28 protein-coding genes and 1 pseudogene are annotated in these 26,055 nt (G+C 62.7%); 14 read left to right on the forward strand and 15 right to left on the reverse strand.

The window, feature by feature from the left end; all coding sequences use genetic code 11:
• Window positions 1-10: 10 nt before the first annotated feature.
• Together MU449_RS08835 and MU449_RS08840 are read right to left on the reverse strand one after the other, a co-directional pair.
• Window positions 11-859 carry a GIY-YIG nuclease family protein gene (locus MU449_RS08835; protein ID WP_244737654.1) on the reverse strand — a complete coding sequence of 283 codons (849 nt, stop codon included), beginning with the start codon at window positions 857-859 and terminating at the stop codon, window positions 11-13.
• 264 nt (window positions 860-1,123) lie between these two features.
• Window positions 1,124-1,642, reverse strand: coding sequence for a hypothetical protein (locus tag MU449_RS08840; RefSeq protein WP_244737655.1), 519 nt, complete (start codon window positions 1,640-1,642; stop codon window positions 1,124-1,126).
• Between the two features lie 131 nt (window positions 1,643-1,773).
• On the opposite strand from MU449_RS08840, the gene MU449_RS08845 reads away from it, so the two are divergent.
• A complete protein-coding gene (locus MU449_RS08845) occupies window positions 1,774-1,938 on the forward strand; it encodes a hypothetical protein (protein WP_244737656.1) in 165 nt (54 codons plus the stop codon).
• Between the two features lies 1 nt (window position 1,939).
• On the opposite strand, the gene MU449_RS08850 is transcribed toward MU449_RS08845, so the two are convergent.
• The 5 genes from MU449_RS08850 to MU449_RS08870 form a co-directional block, all read right to left on the reverse strand.
• A protein-coding gene (locus MU449_RS08850; protein WP_244737657.1) for an IS5 family transposase occupies window positions 1,940-2,727 on the reverse strand; the annotation gives its coding sequence in 2 pieces (ribosomal slippage) (window positions 1,940-2,388 and window positions 2,388-2,727; 789 coding nt in all).
• A 134-nt stretch (window positions 2,728-2,861) separates the two neighbouring features.
• The gene (locus MU449_RS08855; protein WP_244737658.1) at window positions 2,862-3,074 is read right to left on the reverse strand and encodes a hypothetical protein; all 213 of its coding nucleotides are present in this window, start codon (window positions 3,072-3,074) and stop codon (window positions 2,862-2,864) included.
• 138 nt (window positions 3,075-3,212) lie between these two features.
• Window positions 3,213-5,582 carry a DNA ligase D gene (gene ligD, locus MU449_RS08860; RefSeq protein ID WP_244737661.1) on the reverse strand — a complete coding sequence of 790 codons (2,370 nt, stop codon included), beginning with the start codon at window positions 5,580-5,582 and terminating at the stop codon, window positions 3,213-3,215.
• Window positions 5,582-6,427, reverse strand: a complete 846-nt coding sequence (gene ku / locus MU449_RS08865) for a non-homologous end joining protein Ku (RefSeq protein ID WP_244737662.1) — start codon at window positions 6,425-6,427, stop codon at window positions 5,582-5,584. The genes ligD and ku overlap by 1 nt, the downstream gene beginning before the upstream one ends.
• A gap of 100 nt (window positions 6,428-6,527) precedes the next feature.
• Window positions 6,528-7,454 carry a manganese catalase family protein gene (locus tag MU449_RS08870; RefSeq protein WP_244737664.1) on the reverse strand — a complete coding sequence of 309 codons (927 nt, stop codon included), beginning with the start codon at window positions 7,452-7,454 and terminating at the stop codon, window positions 6,528-6,530.
• Window positions 7,455-7,642: 188 nt separating this feature from the next.
• On the opposite strand from MU449_RS08870, the gene MU449_RS08875 reads away from it, so the two are divergent.
• The 4 genes from MU449_RS08875 to MU449_RS08890 are packed head-to-tail and all read left to right on the forward strand — an operon-like array spanning window position 7,643 to window position 10,850.
• Window positions 7,643-8,608 carry a glycosyltransferase family 2 protein gene (locus tag MU449_RS08875; protein ID WP_244737665.1) on the forward strand — a complete coding sequence of 322 codons (966 nt, stop codon included), beginning with the start codon at window positions 7,643-7,645 and terminating at the stop codon, window positions 8,606-8,608.
• On the forward strand, window positions 8,598-9,644 hold the full coding sequence (locus tag MU449_RS08880) for an acyl-CoA dehydrogenase family protein (RefSeq protein ID WP_244737666.1): 1,047 nt from the start codon (window positions 8,598-8,600) through the stop codon (window positions 9,642-9,644). The genes MU449_RS08875 and MU449_RS08880 overlap by 11 nt, the downstream gene beginning before the upstream one ends.
• Complete coding sequence (locus MU449_RS08885) at window positions 9,641-10,306, forward strand: PIG-L deacetylase family protein (protein ID WP_244737668.1); 666 nt, start codon at window positions 9,641-9,643, stop codon at window positions 10,304-10,306. The genes MU449_RS08880 and MU449_RS08885 overlap by 4 nt, the downstream gene beginning before the upstream one ends.
• Window positions 10,296-10,850: a class I SAM-dependent DNA methyltransferase gene (locus MU449_RS08890; protein WP_244737669.1), complete on the forward strand. Its 555-nt coding sequence runs from the start codon at window positions 10,296-10,298 to the stop codon at window positions 10,848-10,850. The genes MU449_RS08885 and MU449_RS08890 overlap by 11 nt, the downstream gene beginning before the upstream one ends.
• Before the next feature lie 314 nt (window positions 10,851-11,164).
• On the opposite strand, the gene MU449_RS08895 is transcribed toward MU449_RS08890, so the two are convergent.
• Entirely contained in the window at window positions 11,165-11,734 is a 570-nt protein-coding gene (locus tag MU449_RS08895; protein ID WP_244737671.1) for a hypothetical protein, read from the reverse strand.
• 549 nt (window positions 11,735-12,283) lie between these two features.
• Complete coding sequence (gene nadE / locus MU449_RS08900; RefSeq protein ID WP_244737672.1) at window positions 12,284-13,813, reverse strand: NAD(+) synthase; 1,530 nt, start codon at window positions 13,811-13,813, stop codon at window positions 12,284-12,286.
• Between the two features lie 122 nt (window positions 13,814-13,935).
• Here nadE and MU449_RS08905 point away from each other — a divergent pair.
• The 6 genes and pseudogenes from MU449_RS08905 (at window position 13,936) to MU449_RS08930 (ending at window position 18,592) form a co-directional block, all read left to right on the forward strand.
• Window positions 13,936-14,694 (forward strand): annotated as a pseudogene (locus tag MU449_RS08905) (IS5 family transposase).
• A gap of 147 nt (window positions 14,695-14,841) precedes the next feature.
• Window positions 14,842-15,198, forward strand: a complete 357-nt coding sequence (locus MU449_RS08910) for an ArsR/SmtB family transcription factor (RefSeq protein WP_244737674.1) — start codon at window positions 14,842-14,844, stop codon at window positions 15,196-15,198.
• Window positions 15,199-15,200: 2 nt separating this feature from the next.
• A complete protein-coding gene (arsC, locus tag MU449_RS08915) occupies window positions 15,201-15,626 on the forward strand; it encodes an arsenate reductase (glutaredoxin) (RefSeq protein ID WP_244737675.1) in 426 nt (141 codons plus the stop codon).
• A 19-nt stretch (window positions 15,627-15,645) separates the two neighbouring features.
• Window positions 15,646-16,716 carry an ACR3 family arsenite efflux transporter gene (gene arsB / locus MU449_RS08920; protein WP_425310271.1) on the forward strand — a complete coding sequence of 357 codons (1,071 nt, stop codon included), beginning with the start codon at window positions 15,646-15,648 and terminating at the stop codon, window positions 16,714-16,716.
• A complete protein-coding gene (arsH, locus tag MU449_RS08925; protein ID WP_244737677.1) occupies window positions 16,713-17,402 on the forward strand; it encodes an arsenical resistance protein ArsH in 690 nt (229 codons plus the stop codon). Before arsB ends, arsH begins: the two co-directional genes overlap by 4 nt.
• A complete protein-coding gene (locus tag MU449_RS08930; protein WP_244737678.1) occupies window positions 17,402-18,592 on the forward strand; it encodes an MFS transporter in 1,191 nt (396 codons plus the stop codon). The genes arsH and MU449_RS08930 overlap by 1 nt, the downstream gene beginning before the upstream one ends.
• A 45-nt stretch (window positions 18,593-18,637) precedes the next feature.
• Here MU449_RS08930 and MU449_RS08935 read toward each other — a convergent pair whose 3' ends face one another.
• Entirely contained in the window at window positions 18,638-19,699 is a 1,062-nt protein-coding gene (locus MU449_RS08935) for a pyridoxal phosphate-dependent aminotransferase (protein WP_244737679.1), read from the reverse strand.
• Window positions 19,700-20,001: 302 nt separating this feature from the next.
• Between MU449_RS08935 and MU449_RS08940 the strand changes: the two genes are divergently transcribed.
• The gene (locus MU449_RS08940; RefSeq protein ID WP_244737680.1) at window positions 20,002-20,511 is read left to right on the forward strand and encodes a tyrosine-type recombinase/integrase; all 510 of its coding nucleotides are present in this window, start codon (window positions 20,002-20,004) and stop codon (window positions 20,509-20,511) included.
• 105 nt (window positions 20,512-20,616) lie between these two features.
• Here the strand turns inward: MU449_RS08940 and chrA are convergent, their stop codons facing one another.
• Both chrA and MU449_RS08950 read right to left on the reverse strand, forming a co-directional pair.
• Window positions 20,617-21,786, reverse strand: coding sequence for a chromate efflux transporter (chrA, locus tag MU449_RS08945; RefSeq protein ID WP_244737681.1), 1,170 nt, complete (start codon window positions 21,784-21,786; stop codon window positions 20,617-20,619).
• 1 nt (window position 21,787) lies between these two features.
• On the reverse strand, window positions 21,788-22,132 hold the full coding sequence (locus tag MU449_RS08950; RefSeq protein ID WP_244737682.1) for a DUF305 domain-containing protein: 345 nt from the start codon (window positions 22,130-22,132) through the stop codon (window positions 21,788-21,790).
• Between the two features lie 157 nt (window positions 22,133-22,289).
• Here MU449_RS08950 and MU449_RS08955 point away from each other — a divergent pair, with 157 nt between their 5' ends.
• Window positions 22,290-22,925 (forward strand): tyrosine-type recombinase/integrase, encoded by a 636-nt coding sequence (locus tag MU449_RS08955; RefSeq protein WP_244737683.1) that lies wholly within the window; start codon window positions 22,290-22,292, stop codon window positions 22,923-22,925.
• A gap of 30 nt (window positions 22,926-22,955) precedes the next feature.
• Window positions 22,956-23,393, forward strand: a complete 438-nt coding sequence (locus MU449_RS08960; protein ID WP_244737684.1) for an integrase core domain-containing protein — start codon at window positions 22,956-22,958, stop codon at window positions 23,391-23,393.
• 138 nt (window positions 23,394-23,531) lie between these two features.
• Here the strand turns inward: MU449_RS08960 and MU449_RS08965 are convergent, their stop codons facing one another.
• Genes MU449_RS08965 through MU449_RS08975 form a run of 3 tightly spaced genes read right to left on the reverse strand, consistent with a single transcriptional unit; the run spans window position 23,532 to window position 26,054 of the window.
• Complete coding sequence (locus MU449_RS08965) at window positions 23,532-24,137, reverse strand: cysteine hydrolase family protein (RefSeq protein ID WP_244737685.1); 606 nt, start codon at window positions 24,135-24,137, stop codon at window positions 23,532-23,534.
• Between the two features lies 1 nt (window position 24,138).
• Complete coding sequence (locus MU449_RS08970) at window positions 24,139-24,888, reverse strand: SDR family NAD(P)-dependent oxidoreductase (RefSeq protein WP_244737686.1); 750 nt, start codon at window positions 24,886-24,888, stop codon at window positions 24,139-24,141.
• Window positions 24,885-26,054, reverse strand: a complete 1,170-nt coding sequence (locus MU449_RS08975; RefSeq protein ID WP_244737687.1) for a zinc-dependent alcohol dehydrogenase — start codon at window positions 26,052-26,054, stop codon at window positions 24,885-24,887. The genes MU449_RS08970 and MU449_RS08975 overlap by 4 nt, the downstream gene beginning before the upstream one ends.
• Window position 26,055 lies beyond the last annotated feature (1 nt).

The following is a 26,055-nucleotide window of genomic DNA, read 5'->3' on the forward strand; positions in this document are numbered from 1 at the left end:
GCCGGGAGGATCAGGCGGGTTTTTTCCGCGCGGCCAATGCCTCAAGGCGGCTTCGGATCTCCGGTTCGAGATGCGCCTCGTAAACCTCGGACCGGACGGTCAGCCACGGCGCGAACGTCTCCGTCGGGATCACCGTCTCCGGAAAGGCCTTCCGGAGATCGGAGTGCATCCGGGTTTCCTCGCGCACCGCATCATGTCCGGTGGGCGTCGGAACCAGGGTCACGATCTCGATCTGCACCCGCCTGTCCCGCGGCAATGCCTGAAAGATCCTGGAATCAGGATATCGCGAATAGCCCAGTTTGATCCAGCGGCGACTATCCGGGAGAGCGATCCGGATAAGATAGATCCAGCTGGGCGCAGCGCACCAGCCCGGGTTACAGGCCGCGCAGCCGACGCGCGCGTTCTCTAAGTTGATCACTGCGATCTCCTGCTCGTGGCCGCACTCGTGTCGGTAGCGCCGGTAGTTCGGGCCGCGCTCGTCTGCGGGGCCGAGAAGCGTCCATCCCCGGATGCCTGCGGTCGCGGCACGCCGGGCGGTGAGGCAGGTCGCGCAGCGCAGCCCCGTCTCGCCGCGCGCCACGCGTTCGATCAACCCGACTTGGCGCGTTGTCTCATGACCGCAGCGCAGGCGGTAGCGGGCGTAATGGCGGCGGTCCGGATCACGCCCAAGGAACGAGATGTTCGCCCGCCGGGCCGTTTCCGTCCAGGCGGCCTCCATGCAGGCCTGACATGCCGGGCGCGCCGTCATCAGCGTGTGGAGGCGGTGCACCGTCTGCCCGCCGCAGCGGTGGCAGGCGAGCGCGACATGGTAGCGGTCCCTGACGCGGGCCCGGAGGTCGAACCCCTTGCTGCGCGCCATCGCGCGCCAGTGGGAGTGGATCGGCCCCGTCCACGGGTGGGGCGGCGTGCGGGAGGCGGTGGAAGAACGGCGGGGCGAACGGAGAATGGCTTCGGGCATGTGGGGGGCTCCATACGAAAGGATACTCCGGGACCAGCCAGTCAGGCCAATCCTCGGGAAGCATCGGGTAATGGGGATCCAGATCGCAGCGCAGTCGTCATCGGTCCGCGCCATCAGGGCGCGAGGATGAAGTCCGCGGGATCAGGCGGGATCAGGAGGTGAGGATCAGGCGTGAACCAGGTCGGCCACGAGATCGTCCGGATGCGGGTCGTCGCACATCTCGGCGATCATCCGGAGCTGACTGACCTCGTCGAGGCGCCGCAGAGCCGTGTCGACCATGACGTTAACGCGACGGGCGATCGGTCCCGATCCAGATGCGCGGAACATCGGCCGGTAGCTGTCCACGAGGCCGCGCAGGCCCTCGAACTCCGCCCGGGTCTCGCTGCCGAGGGCGCGGTGCAACAGCATGGCCGTGTAGCGCAGGGGGCGGTCGGCGTGACGGGTTAGCTCAGCTTCAAAAGACTGACGGGCCAGCATCATCGTGTCCTCGAGCGCGAGCTCCGAGCGGCGCAGGGAGCCATCGAAGGCCGGGTCGGACGTCATCATGACCTCAACGTCGCGCTCTGCCTCGACGAAGGTGGCGAGGTGCGTGAGGAAGCGCGCGAACGCCCGCGTCACGTCCGTCGGCGCGAACGGCGCGTCTTCAACCGCGCCGGGGCGCGTGGTAGGGGTATCAGTAGCCACGTTGTCTCTCCACATGAGATGGCTGGTCAGAGCTGAGCTTGGGCGGCAACCCTTGCTCGGCTCGCCTAATATGACTATATGACCTCGAATAGTCAAGAACTTTGTCGAGGAGATTCGCAGTCATGGCACGCATGGGCAGACCCCCCGTCGATTCCGAAGCCGTCACCGTCCGCATGGAGCGTGAGCTTCTTCGCGCCATCGACGACTACAGGCGCCAGCAGGACGACCTGCCCTCCAGGCCGGAAGTCGTTCGCCGCGTCATGGCGGAATGGCTGGGCAAACAGAAGCATGGCTAGGTCATGTTGACAAATGGCGGATCCAGAGACGGATCGACGTGATGTCAATGAAGCCGAGGAAGCTTTCCGCCGTCTTGTCGTAGCGGGTCGCGACACGCCTGGCGTTTTTGAGCTTGTTGAAGCAGCGTTCGACCAGGTTCCTCAGGCGATACATCGAGCGATCGACACCAATCCGCTTCTTGCGGGACTTGCGCATCGGGATCACGGGCAGGACGTTGCGCGCTTCCATGCCGTCTCTGATCTTATCTGCATCGTAGCCGCGATCCGCAAGCAGCACGCTCGGGCGGGGCAGATTATCCGCCATCACCAGATCGAAGCCGAGATAATCCGACGTCTGGCCTGGCGTGATCTCTGCCCTCATGGGAAGCCCGTGTGCATTGACGAGGAGGTGGATCTTGGTCGTAAAGCCACCTCGAGAACGGCCGAAACCTTGTCGTGGAGTCCCCCTTTAGCGCCCGCTGCCTGATGGTGGGCGCGGATCACGGTGCTGTCGATCATCTGCAGGGCGCTTGGCACAGCTCCGCTCTGGTTCAGTGCCTCCATGATGTCCTCCCAGAGCCCGGTCAACGTCCAGCGCCGGAATTGCCGATAGACGCTCGACCACTTCCCGAACCCCCCGGGAAGATTACGCCATGGCGCCCCGGTTCGGGCAATCCAGAAAATCCCATCAAGAACGAGGCGGTGGTTGGTGGATTTACGCCCGTTCGGAGCGCGGACGGCGAGGATGAAACGCTCAAAGAACGCCCATTCCTCGTCCGACATAAGGTCTCGTGCCAAGCTGGTCTCCATCGCAGATGCCAGCTTGAATCATGCTCAAAGCCTGATGTGAATCTCTTTTGTCAACACGACCTAACCTTATGCATTTCGAATAAAACGGCGAGGCGCACACGGCGCTTCATGTTGATAGGGATCTTTCCGTTGGGCTATTCGGAGGAAACGACAAACGAGATGCGATGGCTTTGGCCCGACATCCGGATCAGATCATCGATCATCGGCTGCGACATGTTGCTGTCGGCCACAATGATACCTTCGCCGTCGAGCACGGCCGCGAAATGGCGCATGGCCGCGAGCTCAGAGGCATCGGTGATTTCACGGGTGTTACCGTCAATGGTGTATTTTATCCTGGTTATACTCATGCCATCCTCCTCCCCAGAGGAAATAGGACGATTCGCGCATTGTGCCACACTGGTGCAAAACTGGTATGTTGGACTTCACCTTCGGGTATCAAACCTAGACCTAGGTGGTAGCAACACAGCCGGCTCGGAAATGCTCGCTCACTGTATCAACCGGGCTAAAATCGCGCTGCTGATCGTCGAAGGCTTTGGCAGGTCAGGCCAGTTGCGATCCAAAGCTGCTTTCATCCCGAAGGCATCCGCACGACGAAGACGGGGAAGTTCGTCCCACGTCACCGGCACCGCCACAGGGGCACCGGGTCGGGCGCGCACGGAGAAAGGGGCGATTGCGGTGGCCCCTCGTTCATTGCGCAACCAGTCGATGAATATGCGGCCCCTGCGTTTGGCCTTTGACATCGTGGCGGTGAAGCGATCGGGAGCGCGGTCGGACATGAGGGTCGCGATCAGCTGCGACAGGGTTCTAACCGTGTCCCAGCCGACGGTGCGACGCAGAGGAACAATCACATGGATGCCTTTTCCGCCAGACAACATCGGCCATGACGCAAGGCCAACGCTTTCCAGAACCTCTCGCACCTCCAGAGCCCCGCGTCGGGTGGTTGCAAAGCCCAGCCCCTCGTCCGGGTCCAGATCGAAGACCATCCGTTCCGGACGGTCCAAGCGATCGGACCGCGCCCCCCATGGGTGAAACTCCACCGTGCCCATCTGCACGGCCCCCACGAGTCCGGCCGCGTCCGTGATGCGGATATACGGCTCGTTGTCGATATTGACGTGGCGCACCGATGTGGGAAATCCTTTGCCCGCATGTTTCTGAAAGAAGCGTTCGCCCTCCAGTCCCTCGGGCAGTCGCAAGAGAGAGCACGGGCGATCCGCCAATGTCGGAAGGATGCGGTCGGCCATCGCCTCATAGTATCGGGCCAGATCGAGCTTGGTCATTTTCGGTTTGAGGAACACCACGCGGTTGGCGTTGCTGATACCGATCCCTGCAATTTGGGGGCGGTCGCTTTGCTTCAGGCCCACCTCCGTGGCGGGGTCCATCGCCACCTCTTTCGGTGGCTTGTCTTCGCGCAGCCCAACGAACCGTGCATGCCGCAGAAGACCGTCGGCCGTGCGTTCGGCATAGGCGATTTCGGCTACCAGACGAGGCTCCACCCATTTCGCCGCCACCGACGTCTGCAAGGGTGGCTTGCGGCGCGGGATGAAGGCCGCGAGCATTTCATCTTGCATGGCGGCGTTGAACCCGGTTCCCACCTTGCCCCGATACCGCAGTTCGCCGGCCTCCATTGTTGCCAGCAGCAAAGACGAAAGCGCCCGACCGCGTTTTTCGGACGGCTGATACCCGACGATCACGAACTCGGCCCGATGGGTGCATTTCGTCTTTTGCCAATCTGATGATCGCCCGCCGCGATAAGGGGCGGCGCGACGTTTGGAGATGATCCCTTCACCTCCCGCCGCGCAGACCGCGTCCCGCGCGGCGTCGCCGTCGAGGTTGATCAGCGGCGACAGGCGCACAAACCCCTGCGGTGCGACATCGGCGAACAGGTTTTCCAGTGCTCGGCGACGGTCGGTCAGGGGATGGCCGGACATGTCCATTCCGTCCAACGCCAGCAGGTCGAATGCGTAGAACAGGAAAGGTCCGCCCGATTTGATGGCCGCCTGCAAGGCCGAAAACCCCTGAAGCCCCGCCCCTGCCACGATCTCGCCGTCGATCAGGGCGCTGTCGCAGGACAGCCGCGCCAAAACCGGCGCGAGCTCGGCAAACCGCTTTGTCCAGTCCTGCCCGGACCGCGTCCGGATGACGACCCCGCCTTTGCCAATCGCGATCTGCGCGCGATAGCCGTCGTGCTTGACCTCATGCCACCAGCCATCGCCCTCCGGAGGGGTGCCGACCAGCTGCGCCAGTTGCGGCGCGCGAAACTTCGGGACAGGGGCTTTGCGCGATGGCAAAGCCTGCGGCGGCGCCCCTTCGGCAATCTGCGCCACGGTGCGGTGGCTGGAGACGCTGCGGTCAAATTGCAGGTGGCGACCGGCATCGGCGTCCCGCTCCTTTATCATCAGCCAGTTTTCCCGACCGCGATCCGCAGGCTTGCCCTTCATGCGCACAAGCGACCACCCGCCCGTCGCCCTTTGCCCATGCAGCCGGAAATGCAATCGGCCTTGAGCCAAGCCCTCGGCCACATCATGCAGCGGCTGCCACCACCCCAGATCCCACAACATGACCGTGCCGGCGCCATATTGGCCCTTCGGGATCGTCCCTTCCCATGTCAGATAATCGAGGGGATGATCTTCCGTCCGAACCGCCAAACGTTTGTCGGCGGGATTTGTCGATGGCCCCCGAGTGACAGCCCAAGACAGCAGAACCCCCTCCCACTCCAGACGCAGGTCCCAGTGCAGGCGTGTGGCGTCATGCATCTGCACCGAATATCGCAAGGCCAGTCCACGTCCCGTCCCCCCTTGCGGCTCGGTCGTTCGGGCAAAATCCCGCTTGGAACGGTAGGTGCGAAGAGCGTCCATCAGGCGGATCGTTTCGCCTTGGCGGTCTTGGAAGACGGTTTGTTCCGACCGCTCCCGGTAGACCCAAGGCTCTGCTTCAGCGCTTCCATCAGATCGACCACATTGCCGCCTTTGGCCTTCGCGTCCTCATCCCCGGTCATGGCGCGTGGGGTTTTGCGGTTTTTGCGCTTGGCGGCGATCAAGGCGCGCAAGGCTTTATCATAGTGGTCTATGAAGGCCGCCGCGTCGAACGGAGCGGATTTTCGTTCGATAAGCTGTGTCGCCACGGCCAACAGTTCCTTGTCCGCAGGCCCGTCTTCGATGCCGGAAAACAGCGGATCGGCCGACCGAATTTCGTCGGCGTAATGCAATGTCTCCATCAGCAGCCCGTCGCCGCAAGGCCGGATGGAGCACAGATATTCCCGCCCGCGCATCGTCAACTGCCCCAGACCCACCTTTCCCGCCTTGCGCATGGCATCGCGCACAACGCGGTAGGCATCCTCGGCCAGATCGTCGGTCGGCACGACGTAATAGGGTTTGTCGTAATACAGCGGCGAAATCTCGGACGCGTCGACGAACTGCACGAGCTCGAACGTCTTCTTGGTTTCCAGTCGAATATCGTCGATTTCCGCCGGATCAAGCAGCAGGTATTCGTCCTTGCTTGTCTCGTAACCTTTGAGGATATCCTCGGTTTTTACCCGCCCGACACCCGCCACCGTCTTCTGATACCGGACGGGCTTTCCGGTGGGCCGGTGGATCTGCCGAAATGCGACCCGCGCCCCGGATTTCGTCGCCGGATGCACCTCTACCCCGATCGACACGAGGGAGATCCGAAGCTGACCCGTCCACACCGCACGCGATGCCATAACACTCTCCTGCCAAGACCATGGTCCCAAGCATGAATGCCGGGGGCCGGTTCCGGAAAACCTTGGGGGGGCGGGTCAAAGACCCGCCCCCCTATCCGCATCAGCGGGACTTTTTGTAGAGTTTTTCGGCAATCTCGAACATCTCCTCCGGCGCATAGTCCGGGGTGAAGGCCGAGGGTATGCCGGTCAGATCATGGATCTTCCCGCCCTCCGGTGCGCCGTCCACAACCTCCAGCCCTCCCGGGGGATCGTCGGGCAAGGCCACTTCGCCATTGCCCCAGATGCCGCGGATTTCCTGATAATCATCCGGGCTGAAGGTATAGAGCCGGCGATGCGCGCCCTCTCCCAGATATTTCTGGCATTCGGGAATGTTGCCCAAAGGAATGTTCGGCGTGGGCAGGAACTTGTCCAGATCGACGCCCGTCAGCTTTTTCAACGCCAGTGCATAGGCGTGGGCATGAACCGAGCCGCGCACCAGAAGATAACCGCAGACCTCGCGCCCCGTCGGATCTACAAGGCTTTCATAGACGCGCAGCTTGTGCAGCCGTGCGCCGCATTCCAGATGGAAGTTGTGCAGAAGATCGACGATCACGTTGCCGGTCGTGGTGACGAAATCGTTGTTCCACGACTGGCCGTTGCTGTTGACGGGCATGGCCCCGCCGCCGGCGGAATAAAACGCGCCCGCCAGCCGCGCATCCTTCATCGCGTCATATGGCGCACCGGAGATGTCACCGCCGTTGGTGCTATCATCATTGCTGCTGTCGGGGCCGTTGGCCAGCATGGCGACGCCGTTGCTGACGAGTTCCACATGGCCGATTTCCTCGGCGGTGATGGCCGCGACAAGGCTATAGAACGGCCGCAACTTGCTTTTGCTGCGGAAGTTGAAGCTCTGGAACATATAGTTCCCGAGGGTGGACATCTCGCCGTATTTTCCCCCCAGCAGTTCCTGCAGAGCGGCGGCGGCGTTGGGGTCCTGGCGCTTGGGCGGGGGCAGATCGATTTGAAGCTTGTCGACACGTAGGAACATTGGAATCTCCAAACTGTTCGGGTGTGATCGGCTGGCCCGAAGGATTTCCGGCCGCACCACAGGTAGCGCCCCCGCATCACAAACCAAACTTTGTCACACAGGAGGGCTCGCGATACCCGCAACGGTGCTTGGCAGACGTCTGCGCCATCCTAGGTTGATGGTGCGGGGAGACCATCGCCACATGTTTCATGACACCTGATATCGTCATTGCCGTTCCGATGCGGAACGAAGCGCGGTCCGTGCCGCGTCTGTTGCGCAGCCTTGGCCGCGCGGCACGGCGGGTGGAGGGACGTGTCACCGTTCTTGCCCTTGCCAACGATTGCGAGGACGGCACCGCCGACGCCCTACGCCGCGCGGCGATCCCTTTTTTGGATGTGGTTATCGAAGAACTCCGTCTGCCCCCCGACCTGAGTTCGGCGGGCTATGCCCGTCGTCTGTGTATGGACCATGCCGCCGCTCTGGCACCGGAAGGCGTGATGCTGACCACCGATGCCGATGCCGTCGTCACGCCTGGGTGGATTGCCGCCGCCCTGACCGCGTTGGACAACGGCGCCGATCTGGTCTGCGGCACGATTGCCGTTTGCCGCCACGCCATTCCCCCGTCCGTATCAAACGACCGGATCGTGCGGGCGGAGCGTGCCTATGCCGACCTGCTGCACGAAGTGCGGTATCGTCTGGACCTGCGCGCGGGACGTCAGCCCCCGACTGGACGGCCGCATTACATGGAATCAGGCGCGGCTTTGGCCTTGCGCACCCGCACCTATCACGCCTTGGGCGGTCTGCCGCATGTATCCACAAGCGAGGATCGCGCTTTGGTCCATCGCGCCGGTGAGGTCGGCCTGCGCGTCACATATTGCCCGCAAATGCGGACCTTCGTGTCGGCGCGGATGGACGGGCGGGCGGAAGACGGTATGGCCGCCTGCCTGCGCACCCGCATGACCGTGGCCGATCCACCCGCCGACCAGTCTATGCTGTCCGTCGCCACCTTGGCCGACCTGTGGGCGGCGAGCCTGTCCGACCCCACCCGCCCCTTTCCCGACCGCAGCCATCCGTTCGGGGCGCGGCTGCGTGCATCCGATCTGGAACGCATGTTGCCCGAATTGCAGCGTTTCGTGACCGAGGTTGTCCATGCCGGAATCGATCATGCCGCATAGCATCCCCGCCACAATGGCGCGTCTGACCGCCCTACCCGCCGACGGGGCCGACGGACCTTCCGGCCCGTCGCTGGTGGGCGCGTTGCGCGACGGGGGGGCCTTGGCGTGGGCGGCGGGTATGGCGCATGAACCCTCCGACCCCCTCGCCTTGGCCGAGGCGCTGGCCGCCATCGGGGCTGAAAGCCTGTCCGCTGGTCGTTTGTTTGAAGGCCATGTCAACGCGCTGAAACTGATCCGGCTGTATGGCGACGGGGCCGATCTGGACGCGGCCCGTCGCGGCGCATTGTTCGGCATCTGGGGCGCGGACGGGCCAAATCCGGTGCGGATATGTGGCGACCACCTGCACGGCACGAAATTGTTCGCCAGCGGGGCCGACATGGTGGACCGGATCATCGTCACCGCCCGAACCGAGGCTGGCCCTCAACTTTTGCTTCTTCGGCGCGAAATGCTAAGGGATCGGCTGTTCCCCGAGGAATGGCAGGTGTCGGGCATGTGCGCCACCGCCTCGGGACGCTGCGATCTGGACGGGGTTCCGCTGGATCAGGCCACCCCCCTCGGCGTCCCCGGCGATTACCTGCAAGAGCCGTATTTCCACGGTGGGGTCTGGCGTTATGCCGCCGTCCAGATGGGGGCGATGCGGCGGTTGACGCAGGCCACAATCCGGCAGCTTCGGGCGCGGGGCCAGACCGAGGCTCCGCTGCAAGCCCTTCGCCTGCGCTACATGCTGACCGCCTGCGAAACCGCCCGCCTGTGGGTTCAGCGCGCGGCCATCCGCTGCGAAGCCGCTGCGGCCATGCCGGAGGCGGCGGACGATGCGATCCTTGCGCGGCTGGTGGTCGCGGATCTGGCCGAGGAGGTGCTGCGCCACATGGACCACGCCTTAGGTGCTGCGTCGTTCCTGCGGGGGCACGAGGTGGAACGTATCCGCCGCGATCTCGGCTTCTATCTGCGGCAGGCCAATCCCGACGGGCTGTCGCAGACGGCGATCCAACGTCTGGTGTCGGACCCCGCACGGTTGGACGGGTGGCTGTCATGACCGCGACGCTGGACGATCTTCTGGCGGGCCGGACCTCCATCACCGTGATCGCGCCGCATCCCGATGACGAAACGCTGGGCTGCGGTCGGTTGCTGGCGGATGCGCGGGCCGCCGGTATTGCCTGCACCGTGGTGTGCGTGACCGACGGGGCGCGGTCGCATCCGAACTCCCGCCGCTATCCGCCCGAAAAGCTGGCGGCTCTGCGGCGGGCGGAACTGGAGATGGCGGTGCAGAAGCTCGGCTCGGGCATCGGGGTCGATCATCTCGGCTATCCCGATTGCGCGGCCCCGCAGGACGGTCCCGCCGTGGATCGCATATGCTTGCTTATGGCCCCCGCCACGCTCCTGCTGTCGCCGTGGAGGGGCGATCCGCATGTCGATCATCAAAGCTGCGCCACGCTTGCCGCCCATGTGACAAAGCGCATGGGCTGCCGCCACTTGGCCTATCCCATCTGGGGGCGGGTGCGCCCTGTGGCCTCGCCGCCGACGGACATCCTCCGCTATCACGGCAGCGCCGAAGCCGCCGCCCGCAAGCGCGACGCTTTGGCCTGCCATTGCAGCCAGATGACCGGCCTGATCGACGACGACCCCGAAGGGTTCGTCATGGATGCCGATCTGCAGGCCATGTTCCTGACCGAACCGGAGCTGTTCCATGCCCCGTGAGGATACTCTGCGCCATCTGGCAGCACTCTATGACCGCAGCGACGATCCGTGGGATCACCGCACATCCCCCACCGAGCAGGCGAAGTATGCGGCGACCCTGCAGGCCATCGGGCCGGGACCGTTCCGTCACGCGGTGGAGGTGGGGTGCGGCAACGGCACGCTTCTTGCCCGCCTTGCACCCCGCTGCCAGCGCCTGACCGGGATCGACTGCATCCCCCGCGCCGCTGACGCCGCGCGAAACGCCGTGTCGGATTTTCCACAGGTGGAGGTGATCGACGGTGCCGCCCCCAAGGCGTTGCAGGGTCTTTCGCCCGATCTTCTGGTCCTGTCCGAGGTGCTGTATTTCCTGACGCCGGAGGAGATCGGCCAACTGTCCGCATGGATCCGCCAGACCCCTGTGCGCACGGTGGCGGTCAATTGGCTTGGCCCGACGGACGAAGATTTGGACGGCACCACCGCGCTGGACTGCCTGACGCGTTGGCTGGGCGCGCCGGATACGACGCATGTGGCCGAAACCTACCGGATCGATGTGTTCGGCATCTGAAAAAGGGCGACCATGACGAGACGGTTACGGCGGCCACCCGTCCAGAATGACGTCCGTCGGCACGGCCTCCACCTAGCTCGGCAAAACAGTTGCGATAGAGGTCCATCAAAGCATCGTGGCTGCGATCGGAGGAACTGCAGGTTCCGCCGTCTTCAATACATGTGCGGGACAATCTTACAGCGGATGGAAACCTACCTCATGGGCGTTGTTCCGACTGAGCTAGCGTCGGAGACGAAGCTGTTGCTCCCGATCTTAAGGATGAGTCAGAGTTCACGTCGACCGTCCGCTTTTTGTGCGAATGGGAATTTGTGATTTCAAACGGAGGATGACAGCTCCGCGTTCAGCATTTTGGCCAGCGAGCGACGCCCGAAAAAGCCGTCGATTTGCCGGGCCTTGAATGTGGTGGGACGCAGCCGCACAATACCCCTGTTGCAGGTTTCCAAGACATAGTCCCGCTCGGCACCATACAGGGAGGCCCGACTGGCTGTTACCGTTACCACCGTCACCTTTACGCCTACAAAATCCATATGGCAGTCGAGATCCGGATTTTCTTCACACGCCCGGTCGATCAGGATGCTGAAGCGCCCGATATCCTTTTCTTCCCCGCTCACGAGCGGCCCGACGTTCGTCGCAATGCGCGCATCACCATCCTCATCATCCCGATGGCGTTCGTTGCGCTCGGGAATAATGGCGCGAAAACTTCGGCCGTCGGCAATACGGACGTCTAGGATGATGTCTAAAAGGTAGACAGGCTCAAGACCCAGATTTGTTACGAAGCAGTGAGATTTCATGCCACGGCCAGCGCCAGAGGTGATCAGAATAGATGGCTGATGCTGGCGCCGGTAACTCGACAAAAAGACGTTCAGGTAAACAATCCAGATCATGGCGGTTACCCCCGCCATGACAGCGGAAATAAGGGGGGCGTATTGGAGGAATGAGGTCACGGGGATCAATCTATCTTGGCGATCTGACACGCGGGTGGAGACGAAGGTGAACCTGAAAGACGCGCTATCTGTTCCAAAAGCCGCGCGACCCCGCCCTTTGTGCTGCCCTGTAAACTTCCCCCGCATATGGACCGCTTCTTGCTAGGTTACCTGTATCAAGGGGCTAAATGCATTCCACGCAACCTCAAATATGCATTTTACGCGGCCCATCTTCCTGTGCCTCATGCTTTGCCTTCATGCAGAAGAGCCCCTACTGAAGCCTTTGAAGGCCCTGTTTGACCTATCGGAACGGCGGGCGTGTCGGCTTATGGGGGCGGATCGCAAGATGGTCCGCTACTAGGGAAATCGTGCGCCGGACACGATGCGATTGCTGGTCACATCGTCGTCGTCGGTCTCGGCGACGCTTCAGCAGCACGAGCTTTACAGCTAACGTGCGAAGTATGACGGCAATCCTGTAGACCGCTACCAATGATGGCACAATCGTATCTTTCAGGCAGGGTCATTTGCGGCCCCGAGTGCCTCCAACCCCATAAGAAGCGCGGCTTTGATGGGAGTCGCCAGAACCTCCTCCGGCTCGCCTTCGAAGTTGAATTCGCGGGCCACAGGCGGCTCGCCCCGGAGGCAGGATGCAATGCAGACATATCCGGCCGGTTTGCCCTGATCGGATCCCGGTCCGGCAACTCCGGTGACCGCCGGAGCTAAGCCTGCCTCCGGCGCGGCTTCCAATGCACCGACGGCCATCTGCCGGGCAACCTCCGGGTCATACACTGTTCTTGCCGCAATAAGCGCCTCCGACACGCCGAGAGCGGCTGTCTTCAATGACGCGCGGTAGGTGACGAAGCTACCTTCCAAAGTATCCGAACTGTCCGGGACTGCAGCCAAACTTGACGCCAGAAGCCCGCCCGTGCATGATTCAGATGTCACGAGCCGCATGCCGCGCTTGTTCAAGCATCGGCACAGATCCGCAGCAGAGACCTCTGTGTCCGTTGGAATATCAACTTTCGCACGATCGGTTCGCAAGACCGGCGGTCGGAAAAACCGTTCATCAATCATGTCCAGAAGGGAGAACCGATCGGTTAATGGATGATCAAGACGGATGGGGTTCACCCGCTTATACCAAGTGGTCTGTAGCCGATGTAGCACTGACCCCAAGACTATCTGAGCATGCTGATCTCTTTCCATTCCGAGGATGGTAACCAGATGTTGGGTGGTCACGCGGGGATCCTTGGTCAGGACCTTGCCAAGCGAAAAGAGAACGATGTCCCATTCCAGATATGTTGCCCCGATCTGCGCCTCATCGCCCGCGCCGATGCCAAGCCCGTCGGTGGGTGCTGCCCGCCATGTTTTCTCGGGAACGCCTGCTCGACGGGCAAGCCACGGAATTTCCCAAGACTTGATCAGGCCCTGAAGCGGAGCCAAATCACCAACATCACCATGTAGCGTCCAGAAGCCGGCGCCAAGTTCGGAGAAATTGTCCGTGCTGGCTACGATACCGCCGACGCGATGCGCTTGATCGTAGAGCGCCATCATTCGCAGCCGTGCGCGCAGGTTGCCCCGGCGTGTTCGTGCTGGGCCTTCATCGGAAGACACAAGAGAATGATCCAATCCACCCAATGACGCGACCATTTCGTCAAACCGGGTGCTCAGATCAAGATGGTTATGTTCCACCCCAAGGGCCGCGCACGCCTCGATGCCCCGCTCGGTCTCTTCTACATTCTGGTAGATCGGCAAAGTGAACCCAATGACCCGCCAACCGGCCTTCTTGAACAGCGCAGCAGTCAAGGCGGAATCCACCCCGCCAGACATGCCAAGCACGGCGGTGCCAACTTCCGCCTGATCGCGGTAGTCCGATAGATCCTGACAGATTTTTTCAAGGACCGTCTCGAGATCCTCTTCGGGAAGGAACACCCCCTCCTCGATCTGCTTCTCCCGTTGCTCCTTGAACCAGAGGGTAGGCCCCTCGCCCCCCGCCTGACGCGCGAGGTTCAGAATATCCAAGTAAAGCATGACGGCCTCCATTATTTTGTCTGCAGCGCCTGAGGCATAAAAACAAGCCGCCATCGGGCCCCAAGGATCCTAGGGTCAGGACCCATTGAAGTCATCGGATTGAGCTGATTCATTTGCCTCGAAGGAGGCGACTGATGAGTGACCTTTTTCTGGCTGAGTGACGCTCAGATGGCGCGTCTGCGCCCTTACTTTCCAAAGTCTCACGGCCGTCCTCGCGTGGATGACCGGCGCGTGTTGAGCGGGATAATCTTCGTCAATCGTAACGGCTTGCGGTGGCGGGACGCCCCTCGTGAATACGGCCCGGCGAAGACACTCTACAATCGATGGAAGCGATGGGGCGACATGGGCGTCTTTTCCCGGATCATGGCGGGCCTTTCTGCCGAAGCTGCCACACCGAAGACGGTGATGATCGACGCCACCTATCTGAAAGCCCATCGCACGGCCACCAGCCTTGGGGTGAAAAAGGGGGGCGCGGGCGGCTGATCGGCCGCACGAAAGGCGGTATGAACACCAAGCTGCACGCCGTCACCGATGCCGAGGGACGACCGATCCGGCTCTTCATGACGGCGGGCCAGGTCAGCGATTATACCGGTGCGGCGGCTTTGATGGGCAGCCTGCCCGAGGCGGACTGGCTGCTGGCAGATCGCGGCTATGACGCGGACTGGTTCCGCGAGGCCCTGCAGAACAAGGGCATCGCGCCCTGCATTCCCGGCCGTAAGTCTCGCGGCAAGTCCGTCAAATATGACAAGCGAAGATACAAGCGCCGCAACCGCATCGAGATCATGTTCGGCCGGCTCAAGGACTGGAGACGTGTGGCGACCCGATACGACAGATCGCCGAAAGTCTACCTCTCCGCCGTCGCCCTTGCAGCAACCGTCATGTTCTGGCTGTGACTGAGGAACGAGTCCTGACCCTAGGCCGGACCGAGCACCGCCGTGCCGTAAAGGATGGGACAAAGCGGACTCTCGCACTGGTCGCAACCCCTTGCGTTTGAGCCCTCATCCTCGCATCATATCAACATTAGTTGAGAGGTTGATTCGATGGAAGAGGAACGCGCGCTTGCCGCTTTTGCGGCGCTGTCGCAGGAGACGCGGCTCCGCATCGTGCGGCTGCTGATACAGGCTGGACCGGACGGCATGGCGGCGGGGGCCATTGGGGAGGCCATCGGCGCGACCACCTCGCGCCTGTCCTTCCATCTGACGCATCTGGAACATGCCGGGTTGATCCGGTCGCGCCGCGATGGGCGGTTCATCATCTACGCCGCGCTCTACCCGTCCTTCTCCGCTTTGATCGAGTTCCTGATGCGCGACTGCTGTCAAGGCCATCCCGACATCTGCGCTCCCGCGATGGCCGCACTGGAATGCGATTGCGAACCTGCTGCCACCGAAAGGGCCTGACCATGGACGTCATCATCTACCATAACCCCGCCTGCGGCACGTCACGCAACACGCTGGCGATGATCCGCAACGCAGGCATCGAGCCGCATGTGGTCGAGTATCTGAAGACACCACCCTCGCGGGTGCTGCTGGTGCAGCTCATCGAACGGATGGAGATCACACCGCGCGCCCTGCTGCGGGAGAAGGTAACGCCCTATGCGGAGCTTGGTTTGGATGACCAGGCGCTGTCCGATGAGGCCCTGATCGACGCAATGATGGCGCATCCGATCCTCATCAACCGGCCCATCGTCGTCAGCCCGAAGGGCGTTCGGCTCTGCCGCCCCTCCGAGGCCGTGCTGGATCTCCTGCCGCCGCAGCAGGCCGCTTTTGCCAAGGAAGACGGCGAGCAAGTCGTGGACGAGCACAGCAACCGCACCCGTTCCGCCTGACCCGGAGAAGATCATGAGCATGTCGCAACCGACTCGTCGGCTGTCCTTCCTCGACCGTTATCTGACGCTGTGGATCTTTGCCGCCATGGCGCTCGGCATTCTGTTGGGCACGGTGTTCACCGGGCTGCCTGAGGCGTTGGGTGCCATGTCGGTCGGCTCCACCAACATTCCCATCGCCATCGGCCTGATCCTGATGATGTATCCGCCCCTGGCCAAGGTCCGCTACGAGGACCTGCCGCAGGTGTTCACCGACACGCGCGTGCTGCTGCTGTCGCTGGTGCAGAACTGGATCATCGGGCCGGTCCTGATGTTCGCCCTTGCGGTGATCTTCCTGCGCGACAGCCCCGAATACATGACCGGCCTGATCCTGATCGGTCTGGCCCGCTGCATCGCCATGGTGCTGGTCTGGAACCAGCTTGCGCGCGGGGACAGCCAGTATGTCGCGGGGCTGGTGGCCTTCAATTCTATCTTCCAGATCCTGTTCTTCTCCACCTATGCCTGGCTGTTCCTGACCGTCCTGCCGCCCCTGTTCGGGTTGGAGGGCAGCGTGATCGACGTGGGGTTCTGGACGGTGACCGAGGCGGTGCTGATCTATCTGGGCCTGCCGTTCATCGCAGGCTATCTGACGCGCCGCGTCCTGATCGCGCGGCGGGGCGAGGGGTGGTATCAGGACAGGTTCCTGCCGAAGATCGGCCCGCTGACGCTGGTGGCGCTGCTGTTCACAATCGTCGCGATGTTCAGTCTCAAGGGTGGCGATGTGCTGCGTCTGCCGCTGGATGCGTTGCGGATCGCCGTGCCGCTGGTGATCTACTTCGCCGTGCAGTTCATCGTCAGCTTCGCGATGGGCCGCTGGATCGCGAAGGACTATCCGCGCACCACCGCCATCGCCTTCACGGCGGCGGGCAACAACTTCGAGCTGGCGATTGCCGTCGCTATCGCGGCCTATGGTCTGGCCTCGCCCGTGGCTTTCGCCGCCGTTATCGGCCCGCTGGTCGAGGTGCCGGTGCTGATCCTGCTGGTGAACGTGGCCTTGCGCCTTGGCCGTCAGTGGTTTCCCCACGATGCCGCGCTGAAGGAGGGCCGCGCATGATCCCTGACCTGCCGAACCTGTCGCCCGAGGCCCTGCGCCTGCCGCAGATCGACGGCCCTCCGCCGCGCATCCTGCTGCTGTATGGCTCGCTCCGCGAACGGTCCTACAGCCGGTTCGCCACGCTGGAAGCTGAACGCCTCCTGCGCCACTTCGGCTGCGAGACGCGGGTATTTCATGCAGACGGCCTGCCGCTGCCGGACGATGCCGAGGCCGATCATCCCAAGGTGCAGGAGCTGCGCGATCTGTGCCTCTGGTCCGAGGGACAGGTCTGGACCAGCCCCGAACGACACGGCGCGATGACCGGCGTGATGAAGTCGCAGATCGACTGGATACCGCTGTCGATGGGCGCGATCCGCCCCACGCAGGGGCGGACGCTGGCCGTCATGCAGGTGTCGGGCGGATCGCAGAGCTTCAACGCGCTGAACCAGATGCGCATCCTGGGCCGCTGGATGCGGATGGTGACGATCCCGAACCAGTCCTCCGTCGCCAAGGCGTATCAGGAGTTCGAGGAGGACGGCCGCATGAAGCCGTCGCCTTACTATGACCGGATCGTGGACGTGATGGAGGAGCTGGTGCGCTTCACCCTCCTGACGCGCGACCGGTCCGACCTGATCGACCGCTACAGCGAGCGCAAGGAAGCGGCCGAGAAAGTGCAGGAGCGCCTGAATCTGAAGGACGCGACCTGATGCAGACGGCGCGGCGCTGGCCGGTCATTTGCGCCCTTGGCATCGTTCAGATATTCGCCTGGGGCAGCAGCTACTACCTGATGGCGGTGCTGGCCGCGCCCATTGTTGCCGATACTGGATGGCCGCTACCGTGGGTGGTCGGGGCTATCTCGGTGGCCTTGGCCTGCGCCGGAATGGTGTCGCCAAAGGTGGGTAACGCCATTGCTCGCTTCGGCGGACGGCCCGTGCTGGCCGTGGGCTGCATCCTTCTGGCATTGGGCCTCACCCTCGTTGCGACGGCTCTGAACCTTCCTGCCTTCTATGCTGGATGGTGCATCATGGGTCTGGGGATGGGCGCAGGGCTTTACGATCCGGCCTTTGCCACGCTTGGCCGTCTCTACAAGCAGGACGCGCGGGCGGCGATCACGGCCCTGACTCTGTGGGGCGGGTTCGCCAGCACGGTGTGCTGGCCCTTGTCCTCCTGGCTGTTGGATCAGGTCGGCTGGCGCGGAACGGCGGCGACCTATGCCGTGATCCACCTGCTGATCTGTCTGCCCCTGATCTTCGGCCTGATCCCGAAGGAGTCGGAGGTCCAGCCCGAGGCGGATCAGCGCGCGGTAGGCTCCGCGTCCTTGGTCGGCCATGAGCGCATGGCGTTCCTGATCATGGCCTCGATCCTCATCACCGCCGGGCTGGCCGTCACCCTGATCTCGGTGCATCTGCTGACGCTTCTTCAAGCGCAGGGTCTGTCTCTTTCGGAGGCCGTCGCCATCGGTGCGCTGCTGGGACCGGCGCAGGTCGCGGCGCGTGTCGTGGAAATGGCGGGGCGCGGACGACACCATCCGATCTGGACGCTGATCGTCGCAACTGGCAGTGTCGCAACCGGTCTTGTGCTTCTGGCGCTGGAAATGGACGTGCCGGGTCTGGCTGTGATCCTCTATGGCGCAGGCAATGGCATCTTCTCCATCGCACGCGGCTCGCTGCCCTTGGCGCTGTTCGGGGCTGATCGCTACCCGGTCGTGATGGGCCGTCTGGCGCGGCCCTCGCTTCTGGCGCAGGCCGCCGCCCCCATGCTGGGCGGAGCGCTGATCGCAGGCATGGGAGCGGAGGGCGCTTTGACGGTCGTTGCCTGCCTCGGGATGGCGAACCTCGTGCTGGCAATGACGATGTGGGGTATGATCCGACAGCGTGCGGAGCGGCCAACGGCTTAAGATCGGAAGAAGGCGAAGGTCCGGTTTGGGCTCTGAGCACCCTCTTCAGAGGTCCGCAAGGTCGATCAGCTCCCGCAGGACCTGATCGCACTCCTCGGCCGTCCCGACGGAAATGCGCAGCCAGTCCCGGATCCTCGGCTGCCGGAAGTGCCGCACGAGGATGCCGCGTTCCCTCAGGCCGGCAAGCAGGTCCTCCGCATCCCTCGTCGGGCGGGACATCAGCAAGAAGTTCGTCGCGGACGGCAGGACGGTGAAACCTGCGTGCCTCAACCCCTCCGCCAGCCGATCGCGATCCGCCATCACCTTCGCACGCGTGAGGTTGAACCAGTCCCGGTCCTGCCAGGCTGCCAAGGCTCCCGCCTGCGCCAGCCGGTCGAGGGGATAGGAATTGAAGCTGTCCTTGATCCGCCGCAGCGCTGCGATCAGATGCGGCTGGCCCATGGCGAAGCCCGCATGCAGGCCGGCCAGGCTGCGGGACTTCGAGAAGGTCTGTGCCACCAGAAGATTGTCGTAGCGCGGAATGAGAGAGGCTGCGCTCTCCGCACCGAAGTCCACATAGGCTTCATCCACCAGCACCACCACATCGGGATTGCGACGAAGGATGTCCTCGATGGCGGGCAGCCCAAGCGCGATACCGGTCGGCGCGTTCGGGTTGGCGAGGATGATGCCTCCGTTCGGGCCGACGTAATCCAGCGGATCGATGGTGAAGTCCGATCGCAGAAGGACCTGCCGGAACGCGATCTCGTAGAGCATGCAGTAGGTGACGTAGAAGCTGTAGGTGATGTCCGGGAAGAGGATCGCGCCCTTGCCACGGAACAGGCCGTTGACCGCATGGGCCAGCACCTCGTCGCTGCTGTTGCCTAGAAAGACATGATCGGCCGTCAGGCCGTGCGTGTCCGCGATGGCCTGCGCCAGCTCGGAAGAGGTCGGGTCGGGATAAAGACGGAGGTCGTCGTTCGTGGCCGCGCGGATGGCGTTCAGCACGCGGGGCGACGGGCCGTAGGGATTCTCGTTCGTATTCAGCTTGACGAAGCGCTGGCCCTTCGGCTGTTCACCGGGGGTATAGGGCACCAAGTCGTGGACGAGCGGGCTCCAGAGCGTGCTCATGGTCGATCTTCTTTCATCCGGCGCGGTCACGATCGGCAGGACGCTAATCCAAAATGTTCGACACCACCATCAGGCATGGCAATGAAAATCACCCGCCATCTCATTCCCAACCATGCTATCCTTTGCCTGCATCATTCCGAGAGGCGGGCGGGGGCGGTGGATCGGAAGGCACTGCCATGTCCACCGAACTTATTATCACCCCTCTGCCACGACCGCGGGTCGCTTGGAACAAAGGCCGCATCGTCGGTCAGAAACGGCCATAGCAACCGAAGCACGTCTGGTCCATCCGAATCCGGCTGGAGATGTCCGGCAATCTGCGGGATCTCGCTCTCTTCAACATGGCGATCGACAGCAAGCTGCAAGGCTGCGACCTTGTTCGCCTACAGGTGCGAGACGTGTTCGCGGCAGGACAGGTCCGAGAACGAGCTTCCGTTATCCAGCAGAAGACAGGCCGCCCTGTCAGGTTCGAGATCACGGAGACCACCCGCACCTGTCTCAAGCAATGGATCGCCACCCCTGCGATGACGGGGCGGCAGTATCTTTGGCCCAGCCGGTTCCACGACCGGCCCCACATGTCGACTCGCCAGTATGCGCGGCTTCTTCGCGAATGGGTGAGTTCGATTGGGCTGGAGGTCAGCAGCTACGGCACGCACTCCATGCGGCGGACGAAGGTCGCGCAGATTTACAAGAAGACCGGCAATCTGCGGGCCGTGCAACTGCTCCTCGGGCATACGAAGATGGACAGCACGGTTCGATACCTTGGGATCGAAGTAGACGATGCGCTCGCCATCTCGGAAGCCATAGATCTGTAAAACGTTAAGATTCACCCGAGGCACAACATACTGTTCTCGGGTGAGCCTCCGAGCGTGACCGGATGGGAAATTGCTGACATTCATCTGGCGTAGCGTGCGCCCGGATCAGCGGGTCGCCACTCCGGCCACCGCGCCGCCCAGAACGACCATCCATGGCGGTGCCCGCCACGCCGTCAGGGCAATGAATGCCATCGCCACCATCGCGAAATCCCCCCGATCGCGGATGCCGCCGACGAACAGCGGATCGTAAAGAGCGAGGCCGAGGATGCCGACCACAGCGGCGTTGGCCCCCTGCATCAGACGCAGGGTGCCTGGACGCGTCCGCAGGCCGTTCCAGAAGGGCAGCACGCCGATCAGCAGCAGAAACCCCGGCAGGAAGATCGCCAAAAGCGCGACCACTGCCGTTGTAATACCGCCCGCCCCCTCACCATCGACTGCACCGAGCCACGCCGCGAAGGTAAACAGCGGTCCTGGCACCGCCTGCGCCAGCGCGTAGCCCGCCGAGAAGTCCTGCGCCGTCACCCATCCGGTCGCCACCGTCTCTGCCTCCAGCAGAGGCAGCACGACATGACCACCGCCGAAGACAAGCGCCCCGGCGCGGAAGAAGCCGCTGGCCACGGCAAGGTCATGGCTGACCTTTGCCAGCAGCGGGAGCGCGAAGAACAGCAGCCCAAACGCAAGAAGCGCGGCCATGCCCGCACCGCGACCTAGGGGGATGGGCGGATGCGCTTCCACCACCGGCTGCGGCCCGCGCAGAAGAAGGCCCGTAACTGCGCCCGCACCAATGGCAGCCATCATTCCTCCTGTTCCCGGCCAAACCACCATGATAATCACCGCGCCTACCGCGATAGTGGCGCGCGGCGCGTCAGGGCAAAGCGCCCGCGCCATCCCCAATACCGCCTGCGCAACGATGGCCACGGCCACGATTTCCAACCCGTGTAGCAGACCTGAGGGCACCCTCCCGCCAGCCGCCAGCAGCGCCAGCGCTGTCAGCAACACCGCCGAAGGCAGCGTGAAGGCGCAGAAGGCGGCGATTGCCCCCACCCACCCCGCGCGCGTCAGGCCAAGCGCGAACCCCACCTGACTAGAGGCGGGGCCGGGAAGAAATTGGCACAGCGCGACCAGATCGGCATAGGCGGCCTCGGACAGCCAGCGCCGCCGGACCACCAGTTCGTTCCGGAAGAAGCCCAAATGCGCGATCGGCCCCCCGAACGAGGTGAGGCCGAGCTTCAGGAAAACGCGGAAGACCTCTGCGGCACTGCCGGGCACAGGCATGTCAGTCCGGCGCCTCGACGCCCAGACGGGACAGCATGGCCCTCATCTCCGCGATCTCGTGTTCCTGCGCGTTGATGATCTTGCGGGCCATCTCCTGCGTGGCAGGATCATCGCCGTGTTCCAGCTCCACCCGTGCCATGTCGATGGCGGACTGGTGGTGCGGAATCATCATCAGCAGGAAATCCGCATCAACGTCGCTCGAGGAGGCCATGCCGTCCATCGCCTCCATCATAGGCACCATAGTGGCCATGTAGGGGGCCATCGTGCCATGCCCCTCGTGATCCTGCGCGAAGGCGGGCGGTGCCAGAAGCGCCAGCGTGGCGATCAGGGCGTAGCGTGCGGGCATGGATCATCTTCCTCTTCTGATAGCAGCATGCCTCGATCATAAGCGGAACAGGTGAATGTCTGCAAAGGGCTCCCAGCGACGAAAGGCCGTGATTGTGCTATATTGGCTCGGCATCATTCCGAAAGGCGGGCTGGGGCGGCGGTCGGAAGGCACTGCCATGTCCACCGAACTCATCATTACACCTTCGCCGCCGGCGCGGATCGCCTGGAACAAAGGCCGCATCGTCGGTCAGAAGCGGCCACTGCAACCGAAGCACGTCTGGTCCATCCGAATCCGCCTGGAGATGTCGGGTGATCTGCGGGATCTCGCACTGTTCAACATGGCGATCGACAGCAAGCTGCGGGGCTGCGATCTCGTTCGTCTCCAGGTGCGTGACGTGTTCGCGGCCGGACAGGTGCGGGAACGCGCGTCCGTCATCCAGCAGAAAACAGGTCGCCCCGTCAGGTTCGAGATTACCGAGACGACGCGCACCTGTCTCAAGCAATGGATCGCCAGCCCTGCGATGACCGGGCGGCAATATCTGTGGCCGAGCCAGTTCCACGACCGGCCCCACATGTCGACGCGCCAGTATGCTCGGCTTCTTCGCGAATGGGTCAGCTCGATCGGGCTAGAGGTCAGCAGCTACGGCACGCATTCCATGCAACGGACAAAGGTCGCGCAGATTTACAAGAAGACGAGCAACCTGCGGGCCGTGCAACTGCTACTCGGTCATACGAAGATGGACGGCACGGTTCGATACCTTGGGATCGAGGTGGATGATGCGCTGACCATCTCTGAGACCATCGATTTGTAGGGAACAGTGGGCGACCCTTGGTAGAACGACTTGCTTGAGGGTCGCCATTCAGCGCGATTGTGGGACGAAGCTGACGCTCACCAGGCCTGGCGGATATCGCGCACGCTGGAAGCGGACTTCTGTGTCGAAGCGCTGAACGAAGCCATCCACCGCTTCGGCGCGCCGGGGATCATGAATACGGACCAAGGTTCACAGTTCACAATTTTCTTCTGGACCGGTCGGCTGAAGCGCATCGGCCCCCGCATCTCGATGGACGGCAAGGGGCGGTGCATCGACAAAGTCTTCATAGAGCGTCTGCGGCGATCGCTGAAGTATGAATGTGTCTATCTGCACGCTTGGGAAACAGGATCGCAGGTAAAGGCCGCCATCGGATCTTGGATCACCTTCTATAAACATCGAAGATTCCACACTGCCCATGGCGGACAGTTGCCCGCCGTGGTCTACTTCAACAGGATCGAAACCAACTAGCAAGCACAGGCAGTAGCTTAAATATCCCCGGAAAATGTCCAAGGATCGGGGAGTAGCTCATACAGCCAATCTTGATCGCTTCTCCGTTGAGCACATTCAATCCGAACTGGCGGAGAATATGCTTCGGAACGCGCATCGTCATCGCCATACCCAAAGGAGTTCTTCGACCGCCGCCATTTCAATCTGTTCGGAAAACCGTGATCGGAAAAGGAACATCAGCGCATCATGCGTGGCGTCAGCAGATCCGCAGATTGCGTCTTGGGCAAGGATGACACGGTAGCCTCTGTCGACCGCTCCAATCACCGCCCCAAGAACGCAGACGTCCGTTTCCCCGCCCGAAATGACCAACGTATCGACGCCCGTGCTGGCAAGCATTCCGTCCAGGTGTCCTTCGGTCCAGGGGGAATACACCGTTTTGTCTATAACCCGCGCCGGTGGGCTGAACCTTTCAAGCTCCGGCACAATACGCAAATATTCGGGCGCAAGGCTTTGCCGCGTCATCTCGCTCCACCGTTCGTAATACCGGCGCCAGGTGCCATGCGCATCTTCGAGACGTTTGGGAGGGATGAAACGGGTGAAGATAGTGCGGTCCGCATGATGCCGTGTCAGGGCTTCGATATTCGGCAGCACCGCGTCCATCCATGGCACGGCCCAAGGCAGGCCGGGCCCGAACATGCGTTGCATGTCGATGCACAGATGGATGCAGTTCGGCCCAAGCGGTCCATATCGAAGTCCGCTCGCCATGTCAGTCCCGGGGCTTTGATAGACGACGATGCGCCTCGGCCACCACACCTGCGGGAAGATGTTCGCCGGCGGCGGCCTGAAGCTTGTTCAGGACGCCCGGTGTCACCTGCTCACGGCCGGCCATCAGGGCCTCGTATCCGTGCCGAGCAACCCATGCGGGATCGTCCTTCTTCATGTCCCCGACGATGGTGTTATCCATTCCGGCACGACGAAAGAATTCGGTCTCCGTCGCGCCGGGCATCAGGCATGTGACGGTCACTCCGGTCCCTTTCAGCTCGTGCGCCAAGGCGCCCGCAAACGAATTTATGAACGCCTTCGTTGCATTGTAAACGGCCTGGTAGGTTCCCGGCATGAACCCGGCGATCGATCCGGTCAGGAGGATCCGTCCCTCCCCGCGCGCGACCATGGCATTCGCAAGGGGATGCACCAGGCGGAGGGGGCTCATGACGTTGGTCAGGACGGTTCGCTCGATCCCGTCCAGCGGTTGCTCCAGAAAGCCATGACCAAGTCCCGTTCCCGCATTCACAAGCAGCAGGTCGACCTCTCTCTCCGCAATGGTCGCGAGGAGAGCCTCATTACCCTCAGGCGTGGCGAGATCGGCTTCCACAGCCTCGCCGTTCAGCTCGGTCGCGACCTGATGAATGGCCGGTTCGTTTGCCAAAACGATAACGTCATGCCCCTCGGCGGCACAGACGCGCGCGAGTTCCAGGCCGATGCCGGTGGATGCGCCGGTAATGACGGCAAGGGTCATGGATTCAACACCACCTTGATACAGCCATCGGCCTTATCCCGGAATGTCTTGTAAAGCTCCGGCCCGTCTTCCAGCCGGCCTTTATGGGTGATGACGAAGGAGGGATCGATCTTCCCCTCTTCGATCAATCCCAACAGTTTGGGCAGGTAGCGCTGCACGGGCGTTTGCGCCATCCGGAAGGTGATGCCACGATTAATGGCCGAACCCATCGGCATCTTATCCAGCAGTCCCGCATAAATGCCAACAATCGATACGGTCCCGAAATTGCGACAGCACATGATCGCCTGACGCAGCACATGCGGACGATCCGTGCCCATGAACGTCGCGACCTTGATCCGGTCGATCACCGCCATGAACCCCGAGGCGGTGTCCGGCTCGGTCCCGACCGCATCGATGCACGCGTCCGCCCCGCGCCCCTCGGTGCGGCTCATGATCTCGTCATAGACATCCACATCGGCGAAATCGAGCACCTCGGCCCCTGCGGCGGCGGCAAGCGCAAGCCGCTCGGGAACCGTATCGATCGCGATCACCCGTTCCGCGCCCAGAAGAAAGGCCGACCGGATCGCCATCTGTCCCACCGGTCCGCAGCCCCAGATTGCCACCGTTTCGCCCCCCTTTAGATCGCAGAACTCGGCGGCCATGTATCCGGTTGGAAAAATGTCGGACAGAAACAGCGCCTGATCGTCGGTAAGGTTCGACGGCACCTTGATATGCCCGACATCGGCGTAAGGGACCCGAAGGTATTCGGCCTGCCCACCGGAATATCCCCCCAGAAGATGGGAATAGCCGAACAGGCCCGCCGGCGAATTGCCCCAGAGGGTCTTTGCCTTGTCGAAGTCGCGGTTCGACCGCTCGCACCCCGAGAAGAACCCGCGCTGGCAGAAGAAGCATTCGCCGCAGGCGATGGTGAAGGGGATCACGACCCGATCACCGACCTTGAGCTTGCTTGTCTCCGCACCCACCTCGACGACTTCGCCCATCGTTTCATGGCCGATGACGTCGCCATGCTCCATGCAGGCCATCACACCGTCATAGATATGCAGGTCCGATCCGCAGATCGCGCAGGACGTCACCTGAATGATCGCGTCTTTCGCATCCTCGATCTGCGGATCGGGAACTGTTTCGTAGCGCATGTCGCTTTTGCCGTGCCAGGTCAGTGCTTTCATG

The organism is Falsirhodobacter halotolerans (assembly GCF_022899245.1).
In the GTDB taxonomy this organism is placed as follows: domain Bacteria; phylum Pseudomonadota; class Alphaproteobacteria; order Rhodobacterales; family Rhodobacteraceae; genus Falsirhodobacter; species Falsirhodobacter halotolerans.